A 16,154-nucleotide genomic window follows, 5' to 3' on the forward strand; every position below is an offset into this window, starting at 1 on the left:
GCTCCGCGCCGCGGCGCTGGCCCGAGGGCCGCTACGCCTCGCCGTGCGCCATCCTGATCAGGCGGTCCAGCACCTTTCCGCCGCTCACCCGAAGGCCGTCGTGCTCCCACTCGTTGGTGATCCAGGTCCGCAGGCCGCGCACCGCGCGGGCGGTCTCCAAAGAGTCGGCGGTGTCCACGTACATGTCGTCGTGGTACACCGCCGCCACGACCGGCACGGTGTTGGCGGCCAGCCGCGCCCGGTCGTACAGGTCGGGCCAGTCCGTGCGGGCGGCGAGCAGGTCCGCGGTCTCCTTCAGCGGGCGCAGCGCCGGGTCGGTGTCGAACATCCAGGGGTAGATCATCTCCCCGGTGAACAGCACCGGCGCGTCGGACCCCAGCGCGGACCGGGCGTCGAACCGCGGGAACTCCTTGCGGACCCGCTCGGCCGCCCAGGCGGTGCCGCCCTGGTCCACCGACCGCTGGCCGTAGATCGACTCGTGCAGCACCGCGTACAGCGGGCCGCCCGCGAAGGAGAGCTGGGCCTGGGCGCCGGCCAGGAAGGTGTCGGAGAGCTCGGGCCCGGCGGCGCCCTCCACCCAGGCCTCCTCCAGCAGGTAGTGGAGCGTGCCGGAGCCGCTGCCGCCGCCGAGCAGCATGCCGAGCGCCTGGAACGCCTCGACGGTGAGCAGCCCGCCGTCCGGCAGGGTCGCGGGGGAGTCGGCGAGGTGGGCCGCGATCCGGCGCACCGCCTGGACGTCCTGGGGGAACCGGGCGTAGTGGTCCTCGTTCTTGCCAGCCACCCGCGGGTAGGCGGCGCGGTAGACGTCGTCGGCGGAGCTGCCGAGGCCGGCGAGGCCACCGGTGATGAAGGCCTCGGTCAGCCCCTCGGGGGCGAAGGAGAGGTAGGTGAGGGTGCAGAAGCCGCCGAAGCTCTGGCCGAGCACGCTCCAGCGCCGGTCGGCACCGAGCAGCCGCTCACGGATCAGCTCGGCGTCCCGGACGATCGAGTCCGCGCGGAAGTGGGCCAGGTAGTCAGCCTGCTCCTGCGGGCCGCCGCGCCGGGCGAGGGTCTGCCGGGTCGCGGGGGTGGACCGCCCGGTGCCGCGTTGGTCCAGCAGGAGCACCCGGTAGTCGTCCAGGGCGCGGTCCAACCAGGCGTCCCGGCCGTTCGGGCGCGTGGCCTTGCCGCCCGGCCCGCCCTGGAGGAAGACCAGCCAGGGAAGGTCGTCCCGCTCGCGGCCCGCCGCCACCACCTCACGGGCGTACACCTCGATCTGCTCGCCCTGAGGGGCGGCGTGGTCGAGCGGCAGCTGGAATATGTGGTCGGTCGTGACAATCCCGGGCAGCCGGCTGATGGTGGACATGCAACTCCTCGGTCTCTGCTGGTCACAGCGGTGGCGTCGCGGTTCACGGGGCCACCGGGTGCGGGGGCCGCGACCCCCGCACCGTATCCTGGCGGCGGTCGAGCACGGTTCGACCGCCCCGTCCGTCCGACCGGACGGCCGACCCCGGCCCGAGCAGGCCCGACGGCGGCCTGTACGACGGGTGCCGGCCCCGGGCCCGCGGACGGTGACGTGCTCGCGGCGAGGGCCCGGTGGCGTTCCGACGGAGGCGGTACACCGCCCGGCAGGGCAGCCCCGACCAGCGGCGCAGCAGCGGGGCGTGACCTGGTGGCCGTGCGCGGCGTTGACTCCGGGGGCCTGCACCCGGTCCGAGCGGGCCGATCGCCGGGCGGTGCGGGCCCGGCCGCCCGGGCACCGGCAGCCTCGGCCGCCGCGTACGACAGTACGACGGGTCGCCGCCGCGGGGCCGGGCGGTCCGGCGGGTCCGGGCCGTGGGGAATGGCGTCACCGGCGGTCCGGAACGATGGACCTGACGGCGTGCCGGGCCCGGTGACGCGCCCCGGAACGAAGGAGCGGCGCGCCGGTACCGGTCCGGTACCGCGCACCGCATGGCACGACCCGACACCGGGTACGGCCAGACATGGCACACCGCCGGCGGGACGGCCCCGTCGGCCCGGCACCAACAGCACGTGATCGAGCACGCTAGCGGCCCACCGGCCTGACCCGGCCACCGGACCGCCGAGGGGAGGAGAGTCCGGTGACCGCCATGAGGCCACCACAGGCCATGCCGGCCGAGAGCGTGGTCGGCGCGCCGCCCAGGCCGGTGGGCCGCCCCGACCAGGCCCCGGCGGCCGGGCCCGCGGGCGCACCGGCCGGTCCGGCCCGCCCCGCGGCCCCGCCGCGCCCGCAGCCGCCCGCCGTCCACCACGCGGTGATCTGTGTCAACGCCCCAGCGATGGCTGCCTCCGGCCCCGACGGTCAGCTGCGCGGCCACGGCCTGCACGGCTTCTACCGCAACGGCGTCCGGGCGCTCGCCCGGATGGAGCTGCGGCTGGGCGGCATGGAGCCGCTGCCGCTCCAGGGCGCCCTGACCAGCACCGCCCAGGCCCGCTTCCTCGGTGCCGTCCGCCTCCCCGGCGACCTCGACCCGGACCCTGCGCTCACCGTCGAGCGGCTGCGGCACGCGGACGGCGTGGAGACCGTCGTCGTGCGCAACACCGGTCCGCGGCCCGCCCGGCTGCCGCTGGAGATAGCCCTCGGCACCGACCTCGGCCCGGTCGCCGAGATCGCCGCCGGGCACCGCCAGCCCGACCTGCCGGGGCAGGTGCAGTCCGCCGGACTGCGCTGGACGGGCCCCGTCCACAGTGCCGTGGTCAGTGCCAAGCCCTCCCCGCACGCCGTCCTGGCCGGCGCCGGCGTGCTCCGCTGGGACCTGGAGGTCCAGCCCGGCGCCCGCTGGTCGGTCGAGCTGCACACCCAGCTGGAGAGCGCCAGCGGCGGCCCGCGCCCGCCGGGCGGCCGCGGCACCGGCGTCCCGCTGCCCTGGTCCGAGCCCGAGGTCCGCAGCGACGACACCCGGGCCGCCCCACTGGTCTCGCGCTCGCTGGACGCCCTCGGCGGGCTGCTGTTCGCCGACCCGGACCGCCCGACCGACCTCTACCCGGCCTCCGGCGCGCCCTGGCGCTTCGGCCTCGCTCCGGCCGACGCGCTCTGGGCCGCGCGGCTGACCCTGCCGCTCGGCACGCGGCTGGCGGCCGGCACCCTCCGGGCGCTGGCCCGCCGCCAGCAGCTCGCCCCCGCCCCGGGCCGCCCCGAGGGCCTGCTGCCCGGCGCCCTGCGCCACGGTGGTCCCGAGCTGCCGCCCACCTGCACCGCCACCGAGGCCACCCTGCTGTTCGTCACCGTGCTGGCCGAGGCGTGGCGTTGGGGCCTGCCCCCGGCGGAGGTCGCCGAGCTGCTCCCGGCCGCCGAACGGGCCCTGGCCGCCCTGCGCGAGGGCCTGGTCGACGGCTTCGTCGCCGACCTGAGCCGCCCGGCGGAGGAGCGATCCGCCCAACCGGTCGCCGCCCGCGCCGAGGTCCAGGCGCAGGCCCACCGCGCCGCCCTGCACGGGGCCGAGCTGCTGGAGGCCTTCGGCCGGCCGGGCGCCGAGGACTGGCGCGGCTGGGCCGCCGCGCTGCGCGGGCGCTTCCGCGAGCGGTTCTGGATCGACGACCTGTCCGGCGGCCGCCCCGCGGCCGGCCTGGCCCCGGGCGGTCAGCCGCTGCCCGCCGTCGCCTCCTCCCTCGTGCACCTGCTGGACACCGGGCTCGCCGTCGACGGTGGTCGGCACGACGGCCTGCTGGACCGCGAGCAGACCCGGCTGCTTGCCCAGCGCCTGGCCGCGCCGGAGCTGGACAGCGGCTGGGGCCTGCGCACCCTGAGCGCCAAGTCGCCCCGCTTCAACCCACTGGGTCACCGCGGCGGCGCCGTGCGGGTCCACGAGACGGCGCTGGCGGTCGCCGGACTGGCCGAGGCCGGTCACGAGAACGAGGCCGGCACCCTCCTGGAGGGCCTGCTCGCCGCGAGCGCCCACTTCGAGGGGCGGCTGCCGGAGATGTACGCGGGGGAGCAGCGCGTCCTCGGCTGCCCGCCGGTGCCCCACCCGGCCGCCTGCCGCCCGGCAGCGGTCTCCGCGGCCGGTGCCGTGCACGCGGTGTTCGCCCTCGCCGGGGTGCGGCCCGACGTCCCGGGTGGCCGGGTGCTGGTCCGCCCGGCGAGCACCGCACCGCTCGGCGAGCTGGAGCTGACCGGTCTGCGGGTGGCGGGCGAGCCCTTCTCCGTCCGGGTGAGCCGGATCGGCGTGGCGATGGTGGAGGAGGCGTCCGCGGACCTGCAACTCGTCGCCCGCTGAGCCCGTCGCCGCCCGACCACGCCCCGGCGTCGGTGACGCTCGGTCACCGACGCCGCGCCCGCCCGCTCTCGGCACCGCGTGGCGGTGAGCGGCTCGCGCAGGGCCGCGCAGGCCAGGGCGTGGGGCACCGGCCCCCGCGTTCCACGCACGGGCCTGTGCTTATCGTCAGAGAGACGACTATGATCGTCGCCATGTCGCGTTACGATCCGTCGGCCTTCCCTCCGTTCGCTGTCACGGTTGACCTGGTGGTGCTGACGGTGCGCGACCACTCGCTCTGCGCCCTGCTGGTCAGACGAGGCGAGCCGCCGTTCCAGGGGTACTGGGCGCTGCCCGGCGGCTTCGTTCGTCCGGACGAGGGCCTGGCCGAGGCCGCCTCCCGCGAGCTGGCCGAAGAGACCGGCCTGCGCGCCCACACCGCCCCCGGCCATGACGCGGTCGGCCCCGGCGCGGCCGGCGCCCACCTGGAGCAGCTCGCCACCTACGGCCACCCGCAGCGCGACCCCCGGATGCGCGTGGTCAGCGTCGCCTACCTGGTGCTCGCTCCCGACCTCCCGACGCCCCGGGCCGGCGGCGACGCCAGCAGCGCCCGCTGGGCCCCGGTCGGTGAGCTCCTCGGCGAGAACCCGGCCGACGGCGTCCCGCTCGCCTTCGACCACGGCCTGATCCTCGCCGACGGCGTGGAGCGCGCCCGCTCCAAGATCGAGTACTCCTCCCTCGCCACCGCCTTCTGTCCAACCGAGTTCACCGTCGGCGAGCTGCGCCGGGTCTACGAGGCCGTCTGGGGCGTGGTGCTGGACCCGCGGAACTTCCACCGCAAGGTCACCGGCACCCCCGGCTTCCTGCTGCCCTCCGGCGGTACGACGACCCGTCAGGGCGGCCGCCCGGCCCAGTTGTTCACCGCCGGTGGTGCCACCGTCCTCAACCCGCCCATGCTCCGCCCGGAGTCCTGAACCCCCGCGGGCCCCGAACCCGGCCCACCGCGGCCCCGGCAGCCGAATGGCCCGGCCTGGCTGCGAACCCGGGGACGACGGCGCAGAGTGTCGGTGGACGCTCCGGCCGCCGGGCCGGAGGCCTTCCGGCCCAGGGAGCCCCGCGATGGCCATCGAGGACTGCGCCAACCAGCGGATCCTCATCGAGCGGCTGGCGGCGGACTACCGGAGCCTCGACACGACCACCACCGCCACGGAACGGGAACTGGCCGCGCTGCAGGCCGGGCGCGCGGCGCCCGAGGCGATCGCCGCCGTGCAGGAGCGGCTGGCCGCCGAGCGCGAACGGCTGGGTGAGATCACGGTCGAGGGCCAGGCCGCCGTCGACGAGTTCCACGCGGTGTGCGGCGGCGAGCAGCTCCCGCCCCTGCCCTGGCCCGACACGCTATAGGGACGTCCCTCGCCGGGTACGGCGTTCCGCCCGGCCTCAGGCGCCACAGCCGTCGAAGCACCACAGCCGGCGAAGCACTGCGGACAGCTCCGTGTCGGAGTCCTCCGGAACGAACCGGCCGCCGCCCGTGAATCGCAGGATCGGATTGTCCCCTGATCGGGTGAGGTGGGCAGTCGGTGGGCCCGTGCCGTTCCCGTAATGCCCGGAATAGCCGCCGCCGCCCCCTAATGTGCTGGCGCGGAGCCGAGCGGGTGCATGCCCGTCAGGGGCGCTCCGCGTCGAGCAGGTCGGCCGACGGCATGGGAGCAGCCAGCGATGATCCAGATCACCGGACTGACCAAGGTCTATTGCAAGGGTGCTCCGCCCGCGGTGCTCGATCTGACCTTCGACGCCCGGCCCGGCACGGTGACGGCGCTGCTCGGTGCCGAGGGAGCGGGCAAGTCCACCGCGCTGCGGCTGATGCTCGAACTCGAACGCGGCCAGGGCGTCACGCTCTTCGACGGCCGTCCCTACCGGCGGCTGCGCCACCCGGAGCGCGAGGTCGGGGTGCTGCTGCCCGGCACCGGGGACGCCGCGGTGGCCGGGCACCCGGGCCGCAGGGCGCGCAGCCACCTGCGGATGCTCGCCGCGGCCGTCGGCGTCCCGGTTCGGCGGGCCGACGAACTGCTGGAACAGACCCGGCTGGCCACCGTCGCCGGGCAGCGACTGCGCACCTTCTCGCCCGGCATGCACCGCCGTCTGGCCCTGGCCGCCGCCCTGCTCGGCGACCCCGGCGCGCTGCTGTTGGACGAGCCCGCCGAGGGCCTGTCGCCGCGCAACGTCGAGTGGTTCCACTCCTTCCTGCGCTCCTTCGGCGACGCCGGCGGCACCGTCCTGGTGACCACCCGCACCCCGCAGGAGGCCTCGCAGATCGCCGACCGGGTGGTCACCCTGGACCGCGGCCGACTGGTCGCCGACCAGCCGGTCGCGGAGTTCCGGCGGACCAGGATCAGCCCCGAAGTGGCCGTCCGGGGGCCGCAGATGGCGCGGCTGGCCGATCTGTTGGTCAGCCAGGGCGCGGAGGTCCGGCGGGACGGCAACGTGGGGCTCGCGGTGGCCGGCATCGACCGCACCGAGATCGGCGAACTCGCCTACCGTCACGGGATCCTGCTGCACGAGCTGGCCGACCGGGTGGTCGAGCAGCCGGCGCCGCGGATCGTCCTGCCGACCGGCTCGGGCGGCTCCGGCCGTCCCCGCCTCGATCCGGAACCCGAGGCCGGGCCGAGCGGCGCGGAGCGCACCGCCGGACCGGCCGCCGCGTCAGCCCCGACCGAAGCGGTGCCGCCCCCGGCCGAGCCCACGGCGACCCCGGTCCCGGTCGCACCGGCCGTCGCCACCCAAGCCGCGCCGGCCACCGCCCCTGCCACCTCTGCCGCCCCCGCCCCCGCGGCCGAAGGCGCCACCGACCCGAGGCGCAGCGCCCCGCACCGCCTCCTGCAGGACGGCTCGCTGCCCACTCGCGCCCTGCCCGCCGCGGCCGCCGCCGCCCTCCCTGCCGCCGCGTTCCCTGCCCTCGGCTCGGCCGCCCGTCGCCCGGAGCCCGCAGGGCCTCGCCCGGAGTCGACCGCGAAGACCGGGCCCGACGCCGCTGCCGAACCCGCCCCCACCGTGGCTGTCGACCGGCTCTTCCGCGACGACCCGGTCCCGGCCCCGCCCCAGGCGCCCATCCGGGTCCGGCCCCTGGGCTGTCGGGAGAGCACCGAGGACCTGCTCGCCGACGACACCGTCCGTCTCCGCCGCCCCGCCTCGGGCACCCCCGCCGTCCGGGCCTCCACCGCCCGCTCCACGGCTTCCGCCGTTCCTGTCACCCCCGCCCACTCCACGGCCCCCGCCGTCCGGGCCTCCACCGCCCAGCCCCGCAAGACGCCCGCCACCCCCGCGGCCCCCGCCACCCCCGACGACCACCGGAGCGAGTGAACCGTGCATGTCCTGGCCTACGAGCTGCGCCGCCTGCGCGGCCTGCCTTCCACCTGGGTGCTGCTCGCCGCCGTGCTGCTCGGCGACGCCGTCCTGGCCGCCGTACTGGCGAGCCGGACCCCGGACGGCCCGTTGGGGGCCGCGGCCGGGGTGCGGCTGCTGACCGCCGCCCTCCCGCTGGTCCCACTGCCCTTCGCGGCGCTCGGCGCAGGCGTGCTGGGCGCGCTCTCGTACGGGCACGAGGTGCGCCACCCGGGGCTGCCGGCCTCCCACGTGTCGTACCCGCGTCGGGTCCGGCTGCTGCTGGCCAAGCTGCTGGTGATCGGTCCGGTGGCGGCGCTGCTGGCGCTGGCCACCCTGTTGCTCGACACGGTGGTCGTGCACGTCGCGCTGCCGGACGGCGTCGCCGTGACGGCCTGGGCGGACCCGGCCGCGCTGTCGGGCCGGGTGGCCGAGGCGCTGAACGGCGCCGGGCTGTCCGGGCTGTCCGACCTGCCGGGCGTGTTCGCCCCGCTCGGACTGGTGGCCGGTCAGGGGGTGCCCGCCGCGCTGCTGGCCTTCGTCCTGCTCACCGTGGCGGCGGGCTGGACCGGGCTGTTGACCGCCTCGCTGACCCGCGGCGCCGCGGCCGGGGTACTGCTGCTGTGCGCGCTGCCACCGCTGCTGGAGTCCGGCGTCGCGCTGCTGCTGCGTCACACCGGAAGGCCGTGGCCGATCCGGGCGGCCGAGCTGCTGCCGTTCCAGTCCGGGATCGAGTCGGCCTACGCCTGGGTGTACGGCGGTGCGCACGGGGCGGTGGCCGGGAGCGTGGCGCTGACCGATCCGGCGCTGCTCGCCGCGGTCGTGGCCCCCGCGGCGCTCCTGCTGCTCGCCGCCCTGCTGGTCCAGGCCCGCCGCCGCGCCCTGTAGCGCCCCACCGCGTGGCGCCGCCCGTGCAGGACCCGGCCGGGCCCTGCGGCTGCCCGGCGGAAGCCGTCCTGCCCGGGTCTTCCAAGATCGACCAGCAGTGACCGCAATGCGCGTTTCTTCCTGATAAGAAGTCAATTATCCAGTCACGGTCGATCACCCTTTCGTGTGCTTTTCACGAGAATTCTCAAGCCACGCCTGCCGATCGCCGACAAAGGAGGCGTGAGTACCCTTGCGCACCCCACCATGACCCCCGCCCGTTCCGCCGAAGGGCCGATCCACGGCCCCGGCGACCTGGACCGCTTCTCGTACGCCGACCGGCCGACTCCGCCGGCGCCCCGCTGGGAGGGCGCCGAGTCCGACATCGCCCGGGTCGGTCGCAAGACCACCAGCAGCCGCGGTCGCGGCCTGCACGGCCAGCTGGTCCAGCAGCTCGGCCAGATGATCGTCTCCGGCGACCTCGGCGCCGACCGCCCGCTGGTGCCCGAGGAGATCGGTCAGCGCTTCGAGGTCTCCAGGACCGTCGTCCGCGAGTCGCTGCGCGTGCTGGAGGCCAAGGGCCTGGTCAGCGCCCGGCCGAACGTCGGCACCCGGGTCCGCCCGGTCGGCGACTGGAACCTGTTGGACCCGGACATCATCGAGTGGCGCGCCTTCGGACCGCAGCGGGACGAGCAGCGCCGGGAACTGTTCGAGCTCCGCTGGGCGATCGAGCCGCTGGCCGCCCGGCTCGCCGCCGGCCACGGCCGTGAGGACGTCCAGCAGCGCCTGGTCGAGCTGGTCGAGATCATGGGTCACGCCGCCTCCCAGGCCGACCTCTCCACCTACACCCGGGCCGACGCCGAGCTGCACGGCCTGATCCTCCAGCTGGCCGGAAACCGGATGCTCGAGCACCTGTCCGGGATCGTCGCCTGCGCGCTGCAGGTCTCCGGTGGCCCGGCGATCTCCTGCGAGCGGCCCTCCGAGTCCTCGGTCGGCCTGCACGCCCGGCTGGTGGACGCGCTGGGCGCCGGCGACGGCACCGCGGGCGAGGCCGCGATGAGGGCGCTGCTCACCGTGCATCCCGAGATCGAGCCGTCCGTCCCCGCGCCCAGGGAGCACTGAACGGGCTGTTCTCCACGAGCGGAGGCGCCGGATGGCGGCGGCCCGCTCCCGCCAGGGCCCTCCGACCGCACCGCGCGGCGCAGCCGGGGGGCCTCCGCATGCCGTCACCCGCCCGTCCGCCGCCCGGTGCCGGTGTCGGAGCCGGAGCCGGGATCGAGGCCGGGGTCGAGGCCGAGGGGCCCTTCGGGGCGTCCCGTCGAAAGGCGGGCCCGGGAAAGCCGCGGTGAGAGGCGGGCCCATTTTCGGGCCTGCTCATGACAATAGTTCGCTCCGCGAGTGCGCGATGATGGAAGCGGCCCCCGGTCGCGGGCGCCGGATGGTGTGACCCGCGACACGAAGGCCATGCGTAACACTTGACGAGTAGCAGCGATGTGTCCTGAGCGGAAGCAGCTCCGGAATACTCCAACATGTCAGAATGCTGTGTTGGTCCGCGGCGCTGCTGCCGTCCTGCAAACCCAGTCCTCAAACCCGAGTCGGTCGGAATCGACACCGCGCGTCCGGCGCGCGATCTCCTTCCCCGCCCGCTCGGGCGGCCGGTACGGGTTCGAGTCCACTCATCGTCCGAGAGGTTGTTCGTGTCGGCCAGCACATCCCGTTCGCTTCCCCCCGAGATCGCCGAGTCCGCGGCTCTGCTGGCGCTCATCGAGCGGGGCAAGGCCCAGGGGCAGATCGCCGGTGACGACGTGCGCCAGGCGTTCGAGGCGGACCAGATCCCGGTCACCAAGTGGAAGAACGTCATGCGCAGCCTCAATCAGGTGCTGATTGAGGAGGGCGTGGACCTCATGGTCAGCGCGGCCGAACCGGCCGGCGCCAAGCGCAAGAGCGTTGCCGCCAAGAGCCCCACCAAGCGCACCGCCACCAAGGCTGTCACCACCCGGACCCCGGCCGCCCCGTCGGCCCCGACCAAGCCGCCGGTGCGGATCGCCCCCGGCGCCCCCGTCGCGGCTCCGGCCGTCGCCGCCGCCGCGGCCCCGGCTCCCACCGTCTCCGCCGAGATCACCGCCGAGGCGACGACCGGCGTCGTCGCCGAGGTGAAGTCGGCCGCGAAGAAGGCCGCCCCGGCCAAGAAGGCCGCGGCCAAGAAGACCGCCGCGCCCGCCAAGAAGACCGCCGCCAAGAAGACGGCCGCCGGCAAGGGTGCCAAGGGCGACGAGGAGCTGCTCGGCGAGGAGGAGCTGCTCGAGGACGTCGCTCTGCCCGGCGACAAGGCCGAGGCCGAGGGCACCGGTCCGGAGGAGGAGTCGGAGGGCTTCGTCCTCTCCGACGACGACGAGGACGACGCGCCGGCCCAGCAGGTCGCCGTCGCCGGCGCCACCGCCGACCCGGTCAAGGACTACCTGAAGCAGATCGGCAAGGTCCCGCTGCTCAACGCCGAGCAGGAGGTCGAGCTCGCCAAGCGCATCGAGGCCGGCCTGTTCGCCGAGGACAAGCTCTCGGCCGCCGACAAGCTCGCCCCGAAGCTCAAGCGCGAGCTGGAGATCATCGCCGAGGACGGCCGCCGGGCCAAGAACCACCTGCTGGAGGCCAACCTCCGCCTGGTGGTCTCGCTGGCCAAGCGCTACACCGGTCGCGGCATGCTCTTCCTGGACCTGATCCAGGAGGGCAACCTCGGTCTGATCCGTGCGGTCGAGAAGTTCGACTACACCAAGGGCTACAAGTTCTCGACCTACGCCACCTGGTGGATCCGCCAGGCGATCACCCGCGCCATGGCCGACCAGGCCCGCACCATCCGCATCCCGGTGCACATGGTCGAGGTCATCAACAAGCTGGCCCGCGTCCAGCGCCAGATGCTCCAGGACCTGGGCCGCGAGCCCACCCCGGAGGAGCTGGCCAAGGAACTCGACATGACCCCCGAGAAGGTCATCGAGGTCCAGAAGTACGGTCGCGAGCCGATCTCCCTGCACACCCCGCTGGGCGAGGACGGCGACAGCGAGTTCGGTGACCTGATCGAGGACTCCGAGGCGGTCGTCCCGGCCGACGCGGTCTCGTTCACCCTGCTCCAGGAGCAGCTGCACTCGGTGCTGGACACCCTGTCCGAGCGCGAGGCGGGCGTGGTCTCGATGCGCTTCGGCCTGACCGACGGCCAGCCGAAGACGCTGGACGAGATCGGCAAGGTGTACGGGGTCACCCGTGAGCGCATCCGCCAGATCGAGTCGAAGACCATGTCGAAGCTGCGCCACCCGTCGCGCTCCCAGGTGCTGCGCGACTACCTGGACTGATCGACGGCAGTCGTTCCACACCGTTCCGCACGAAGGCCCGGAGCCGCACGGCTCCGGGCCTTCGTGGCTGCCCGGGCCGGGTGCGTCAGCGTCCGGGTGGTGGTTGTCCCTCGTCCGGGTGGCGGGGCGGCGGGAAGCGGTCGCACCGTGTAGCCGGTCACCTACGCTGTGCCGGTTGCCTGCTTCCGAGCCCCCTGGAGTCACGGTGCCGACCGAGCCGGACCGCACTGACCTGCCGACGCCCACCCCGTCCCCGGCGGACCTCTCCGACCGGGCCGATCCGGCCGCAGTCCGGGCGGGCCGCCGCCGCAGGGCCGCCGTGCTGGCGCTGATCGCCGCGGTGCCCGTCCCGCTGGTCGCCGTCGGCACCGCGGCGCCGGCCGAGGCGCAGCGCCGGGTGGTCGGCGGGACCGCGGCGAGCACCGCGGACCACCCATGGATCGTGGCGCTGTCCAGTCGCCAGCAGTTCGGCGGCGGCCGTTCCGGCCAGTTCTGCGGGGGCGCGCTGGTCACCCCGACCAAGGTGGTGACGGCCGCGCACTGCTTCTACGACGAGTCCAGGGGCCGGGTGGAGCGGCCGGGCCTCAAGGTGATCGTCGGCCGGGACGACATGCGGAGCACGGCCGGCCGCGAGGTGGCGGTGCGGTCGGTCTGGATCCATCCCGACTACTCCTTCGCCGCCAACATGAACGACGTCGCGGTGCTCACCCTCGCCGAGTCCCAGGGAGCCCGGCCGGTGGTCGGACTGGTCGGCCAGGGCGAGACGGCACCGTACGCGGCCGGGACCACGACGCACGTGTACGGCTGGGGCGACACCACCGGGCGGGGTGACTACTCGCCCACGCTGCGTGTGGTGTCCGTGCCGATCGTGCCGGACCGCACCTGCGCGCAGGCCTACCCGGGAGGGCCGGACGGAAGGTTCGACGCCCGGGGCATGGTCTGCGCGAGCGAGGAGCGGGGCGGAAAGGACGCCTGCCAGGGCGACAGCGGCGGCCCGATGATTGTCGACGGTCGGCTGGTCGGCCTGGTGTCCTGGGGGACGGGGTGCGCCGAGGCGGCCCACCCCGGCGTCTACACCAGGGTGTCCTCGGTCGCGGACGCGGTGCGCGCGGTCCTGTGACCGCCCGCGGACGCGGTGTCGTGTCCGGCGCCATGACCCTCGCCGTGGGTGAGCGGCCGATCACCTGCCGGCGCCGGAATCTGACACCGCGTCGGCTTCACCGCCCGTGCGAGCCGGGCCGTCGGTGGGCCCGGGAAGGCGTGCCGGGTACAGCAGAGCCGGGCGGTCGGCCCCCGAAGGGGTCGGCCGCCCGGCTCACCGGTCGCGCGCGGTGCGCGACCGGACACAGCACGACGCCGGCTGCTGGTTTTGGCGCCCGGGATCAGCGCTCTTCGTCTGCGGCCGTGGCAGCGGTCGTGGTCAGACGGCCGCTCTCGTCCTGTATCTCCACGGCGATCTTCTTGAGCTCGGGCTCGAACTTCCGGCCGTGGTGGGCGCAGAAGAGCAGCTCTCCGCCGCTGGCGAGTACGACGCGCAGGTAGGCCTGGGCGCCGCAGCGGTCGCAGCGGTCAGCCGCGGTGAGCGGGCTCGCAGGGGTCAGAACAGTAGTCACGTCGCCTCTTCTCTAGCTCGACGAGCTGTCGTACCAGGGTCAACATCCAACCAGGCCGAAAACGTTCCCGCTCGTGGCTTTTCTTCTCTGAGGATTCTGCTGCGTTGATGAGGACGTGCCCCGGGCGTCGGTGGTTCATGCGTGCCGAAATCCCGGGATCCGCCCGCCGCTCGAACGCCCGATCGGGATCGGGTGCGGCGTCCGCGTAGCATAATCCTCTGCCGGGTTGGAGCATAAGCCCCGCCCCGGGCCCCGGTAGCCTGCATAACGGCAGTTCCGGAGCCTGCACCGGGCCCCACGATCCGCCAGGACCGGTGGTACCGGGAGGAGATGGCGCCCCCGGGGCCCGCGCCCGGGTGCGGTGCTTGTTCGCGCAGCGCGTACAAGCTGCGCGGGGCCGGCCCGTCGTGCTGCGCACCCGGTGCAGGGGATCGGGCACGCAGGGCGACGGGTGTCGGTGCGGCGTGCTGCACTGGCGTTTGGTCCGGATGCGTCCGGATGTGACCGATGAGACAGAACTTCACTGAGGAGAGTGCCGCGTGAGTGCCGAAACGACCGTGCCGTCCGCGCTGCTGGCCGGCGACGACGGTTCCAACTACACCGCGCGGCACCTGCTCGTCCTGGAGGGCCTGGAGGCGGTCCGCAAGCGCCCGGGCATGTACATCGGCTCGACCGACAGCCGCGGCCTGATGCACTGCCTCTGGGAGATCATCGACAACTCCGTCGACGAGGCGCTCGGCGGCTACTGCGACCGCATCGACGTCGTGCTGCACCCCGACTCCTCGGTCGAGGTCCGGGACAACGGGCGCGGCATCCCGGTCGACGTCGAGCCCAAGACCGGGCTGTCCGGCGTCGAGGTCGTGATGACCAAGCTGCACGCCGGCGGCAAGTTCGGCGGCGGCTCCTACGCGGCCTCCGGCGGTCTGCACGGTGTCGGCGCCTCGGTCGTCAACGCGCTCTCCGCCCGCCTCGACGTCGAGGTCGACCGCGGCGGGCACACCCACGCGATCAGCTTCCGCCGCGGCACTCCCGGCATCTTCACCGAGACCAGCCCGGACGCGCCCTTCGAGCCGGGCAACGGCCTGACCAAGGCCCGCAGGGTGCCCAAGACCCGCACCGGCACCAGGATCCGCTACTGGGCCGACCGGCAGATCTTCCTCAAGGACGCCAAGCTCTCCCTGGAGACGCTGCACAGCCGCGCCCGGCAGACCGCCTTCCTGGTCCCCGGGCTGACCATCGTGGTGCGTGACGAGCGCCTCACCGAGAGCGACCAGATCGAGGAGTCGGTCTTCCGCTACGACGGCGGCATCGCCGAGTTCTGCGAGTTCCTGGCCCCCGACAAGCCGGTCTGCGACGTGCTGCGGCTGCGCGGCGAGGGCACCTTCAAGGAGACCGTGCCGGTCCTGGACGACCTCGGCCACATGACCCCCACCGAGGTCACCCGCACCCTCGGCGTGGACATCGCGCTGCGCTGGGGCGCCGGTTACGACACCACCCTGCGCTCCTTCGTCAACATCATCGCCACCCCCAAGGGCGGCACCCACGTCACCGGTTTCGAGCGCTCGCTGGCCAAGACGGTCAACGAGGCGCTGCGCGCGAGCAAGCTGCTGCGCGTGGCCGAGGACGACATCACCAAGGACGACGCCACCGAGGGCCTCACCGCGGTGGTCACCGTCCGGCTCGCCGAGCCGCAGTTCGAGGGCCAGACCAAGGAGGTGCTCGGCACCTCGGCGGCCAACCGGATCGTCGCCGCCGTCGTCGCCAAGGAGCTCAAGGCCTTCCTCACCTCGGCCAAGAAGGACCAGAAGCTCCAGGCCAGGGCCGTGCTGGACAAGGTCGTCGCGGCCGCCCGCACCCGGGTCGCCGCCCGGCAGCACAAGGAAGCCCAGCGCCGGAAGACCGCGCTGGAGACCAGCTCGCTGCCCGCCAAGCTGGCCGACTGCCGCAGCGACGACGTCGACCGCAGCGAACTGTTCATCGTCGAGGGGGACTCCGCGCTCGGCACCGCCAAGCTCGCCCGCAACTCCGAGTTCCAGGCGCTGCTGCCGATCCGCGGCAAGATCCTCAACGTCCAGAAGGCCTCGGTGAGCGACATGCTCAAGAACGCCGAGTGCGCCGCGATCATCCAGGTGATAGGGGCCGGTTCGGGCCGCACCTTCGACATCGACCAGGCCCGCTACGGCCGGGTCATCTTCATGGCCGACGCCGACGTCGACGGCTCGCACATCCGCACTCTGCTGCTCACCCTCTTCCACCGCTACATGCGGCCGATGGTCGAGCAGGGCCGGGTCTTCGCCGCCGTGCCGCCGCTGCACCGGATCGAGCTCACCAACCCCAAGCGCGGCCAGGAGAAGTACCACTACACCTACTCCGACTCCGAACTGCGCTCCACGCTGCTGGAGTTCCAGCGCAAGGGGCAGCGCTGGAAGGAGCCGGTGCAGCGCTACAAGGGTCTGGGCGAGATGGACGCCGACCAGCTGGCCGAGACCACCATGGACCCGCGCCACCGCACGCTGCGCCGGATCAACCTGGGCGACCTGGAGCAGGCCGAGAGGATCTTCGACCTGCTGATGGGCAACGACGTCGCCCCGCGCAAGGAGTTCATCGTGGACTCGGCGGCCACCCTGGACCGCTCGCGCTGCCGGGGGGAGGTCGCCGGTCCGGTCAGGTCACCGCGACACCGGCGAGCACCCCCAGCGTGGTGGTCACCGCGGCGGCCGCGAAGGCGATCAGCAGCGAGGTGCGCATGCCGTACAGCAGCTGGG

The 16,154-nt window shown here is 74.3% G+C and carries 11 protein-coding genes; 9 read left to right on the plus strand and 2 right to left on the minus strand.

Annotated features, from left to right (window positions below):
• Window positions 1–31 precede the first annotated feature (31 nt).
• Window positions 32–1,345, minus strand: a complete 1,314-nt coding sequence (locus ACWDBB_RS21340) for an alpha/beta fold hydrolase (RefSeq protein ID WP_449791106.1) — start codon at window positions 1,343–1,345, stop codon at window positions 32–34.
• 745 nt (window positions 1,346–2,090) lie between these two features.
• Here ACWDBB_RS21340 and ACWDBB_RS21345 point away from each other — a divergent pair.
• The 8 genes from ACWDBB_RS21345 to ACWDBB_RS21380 all read left to right on the plus strand — a co-directional run bounded on the left by ACWDBB_RS21345 (window position 2,091) and on the right by ACWDBB_RS21380 (window position 12,896).
• Window positions 2,091–4,217, plus strand: coding sequence for an amylo-alpha-1,6-glucosidase (locus ACWDBB_RS21345; protein WP_449791117.1), 2,127 nt, complete (start codon window positions 2,091–2,093; stop codon window positions 4,215–4,217).
• A gap of 191 nt (window positions 4,218–4,408) precedes the next feature.
• Entirely contained in the window at window positions 4,409–5,167 is a 759-nt protein-coding gene (locus ACWDBB_RS21350) for an NUDIX hydrolase (RefSeq protein WP_359912725.1), read from the plus strand.
• 145 nt (window positions 5,168–5,312) lie between these two features.
• Window positions 5,313–5,594 carry a hypothetical protein gene (locus tag ACWDBB_RS21355; RefSeq protein WP_449791107.1) on the plus strand — a complete coding sequence of 94 codons (282 nt, stop codon included), beginning with the start codon at window positions 5,313–5,315 and terminating at the stop codon, window positions 5,592–5,594.
• A gap of 315 nt (window positions 5,595–5,909) precedes the next feature.
• Window positions 5,910–7,550: an ATP-binding cassette domain-containing protein gene (locus ACWDBB_RS21360; RefSeq protein WP_449791108.1), complete on the plus strand. Its 1,641-nt coding sequence runs from the start codon at window positions 5,910–5,912 to the stop codon at window positions 7,548–7,550.
• 3 nt (window positions 7,551–7,553) lie between these two features.
• Window positions 7,554–8,459 carry a hypothetical protein gene (locus ACWDBB_RS21365; RefSeq protein WP_449791109.1) on the plus strand — a complete coding sequence of 302 codons (906 nt, stop codon included), beginning with the start codon at window positions 7,554–7,556 and terminating at the stop codon, window positions 8,457–8,459.
• 165 nt (window positions 8,460–8,624) lie between these two features.
• Window positions 8,625–9,557 carry a FadR/GntR family transcriptional regulator gene (locus ACWDBB_RS21370; protein WP_449791110.1) on the plus strand — a complete coding sequence of 311 codons (933 nt, stop codon included), beginning with the start codon at window positions 8,625–8,627 and terminating at the stop codon, window positions 9,555–9,557.
• 569 nt (window positions 9,558–10,126) lie between these two features.
• Window positions 10,127–11,776, plus strand: a complete 1,650-nt coding sequence (locus tag ACWDBB_RS21375; protein ID WP_449791111.1) for an RNA polymerase sigma factor — start codon at window positions 10,127–10,129, stop codon at window positions 11,774–11,776.
• A 319-nt stretch (window positions 11,777–12,095) separates the two neighbouring features.
• Entirely contained in the window at window positions 12,096–12,896 is an 801-nt protein-coding gene (locus ACWDBB_RS21380) for a S1 family peptidase (protein WP_449791118.1), read from the plus strand.
• A 262-nt stretch (window positions 12,897–13,158) separates the two neighbouring features.
• Here the strand turns inward: ACWDBB_RS21380 and ACWDBB_RS21385 are convergent, their stop codons facing one another.
• Window positions 13,159–13,389, minus strand: a complete 231-nt coding sequence (locus tag ACWDBB_RS21385) for a DUF7455 domain-containing protein (RefSeq protein ID WP_449791112.1) — start codon at window positions 13,387–13,389, stop codon at window positions 13,159–13,161.
• 539 nt (window positions 13,390–13,928) lie between these two features.
• On the opposite strand from ACWDBB_RS21385, the gene ACWDBB_RS21390 reads away from it, so the two are divergent.
• The coding region (locus ACWDBB_RS21390; protein ID WP_449791113.1) for a DNA gyrase/topoisomerase IV subunit B at window positions 13,929–16,154 on the plus strand (2,226 nt) is incomplete at its 3' end.

The organism is Kitasatospora sp. NPDC001095 (assembly GCF_053598615.1).

Excerpts from the sequence above, each read along its gene's own strand:
- ACWDBB_RS21340 (WP_449791106.1), bottom strand. The coding sequence starts at position 1,345 with ATGTCCACCATCAGCCGGCTGCCCGGGATTGTCACGACCGACCACATA.
- ACWDBB_RS21345 (WP_449791117.1), top strand. The coding sequence starts at position 2,091 with ATGAGGCCACCACAGGCCATGCCGGCCGAGAGCGTGGTCGGCGCGCCG.
- ACWDBB_RS21350 (WP_359912725.1), top strand. The coding sequence starts at position 4,409 with ATGTCGCGTTACGATCCGTCGGCCTTCCCTCCGTTCGCTGTCACGGTT.
- ACWDBB_RS21355 (WP_449791107.1), top strand. The coding sequence starts at position 5,313 with ATGGCCATCGAGGACTGCGCCAACCAGCGGATCCTCATCGAGCGGCTG.
- ACWDBB_RS21360 (WP_449791108.1), top strand. The coding sequence starts at position 5,910 with ATGATCCAGATCACCGGACTGACCAAGGTCTATTGCAAGGGTGCTCCG.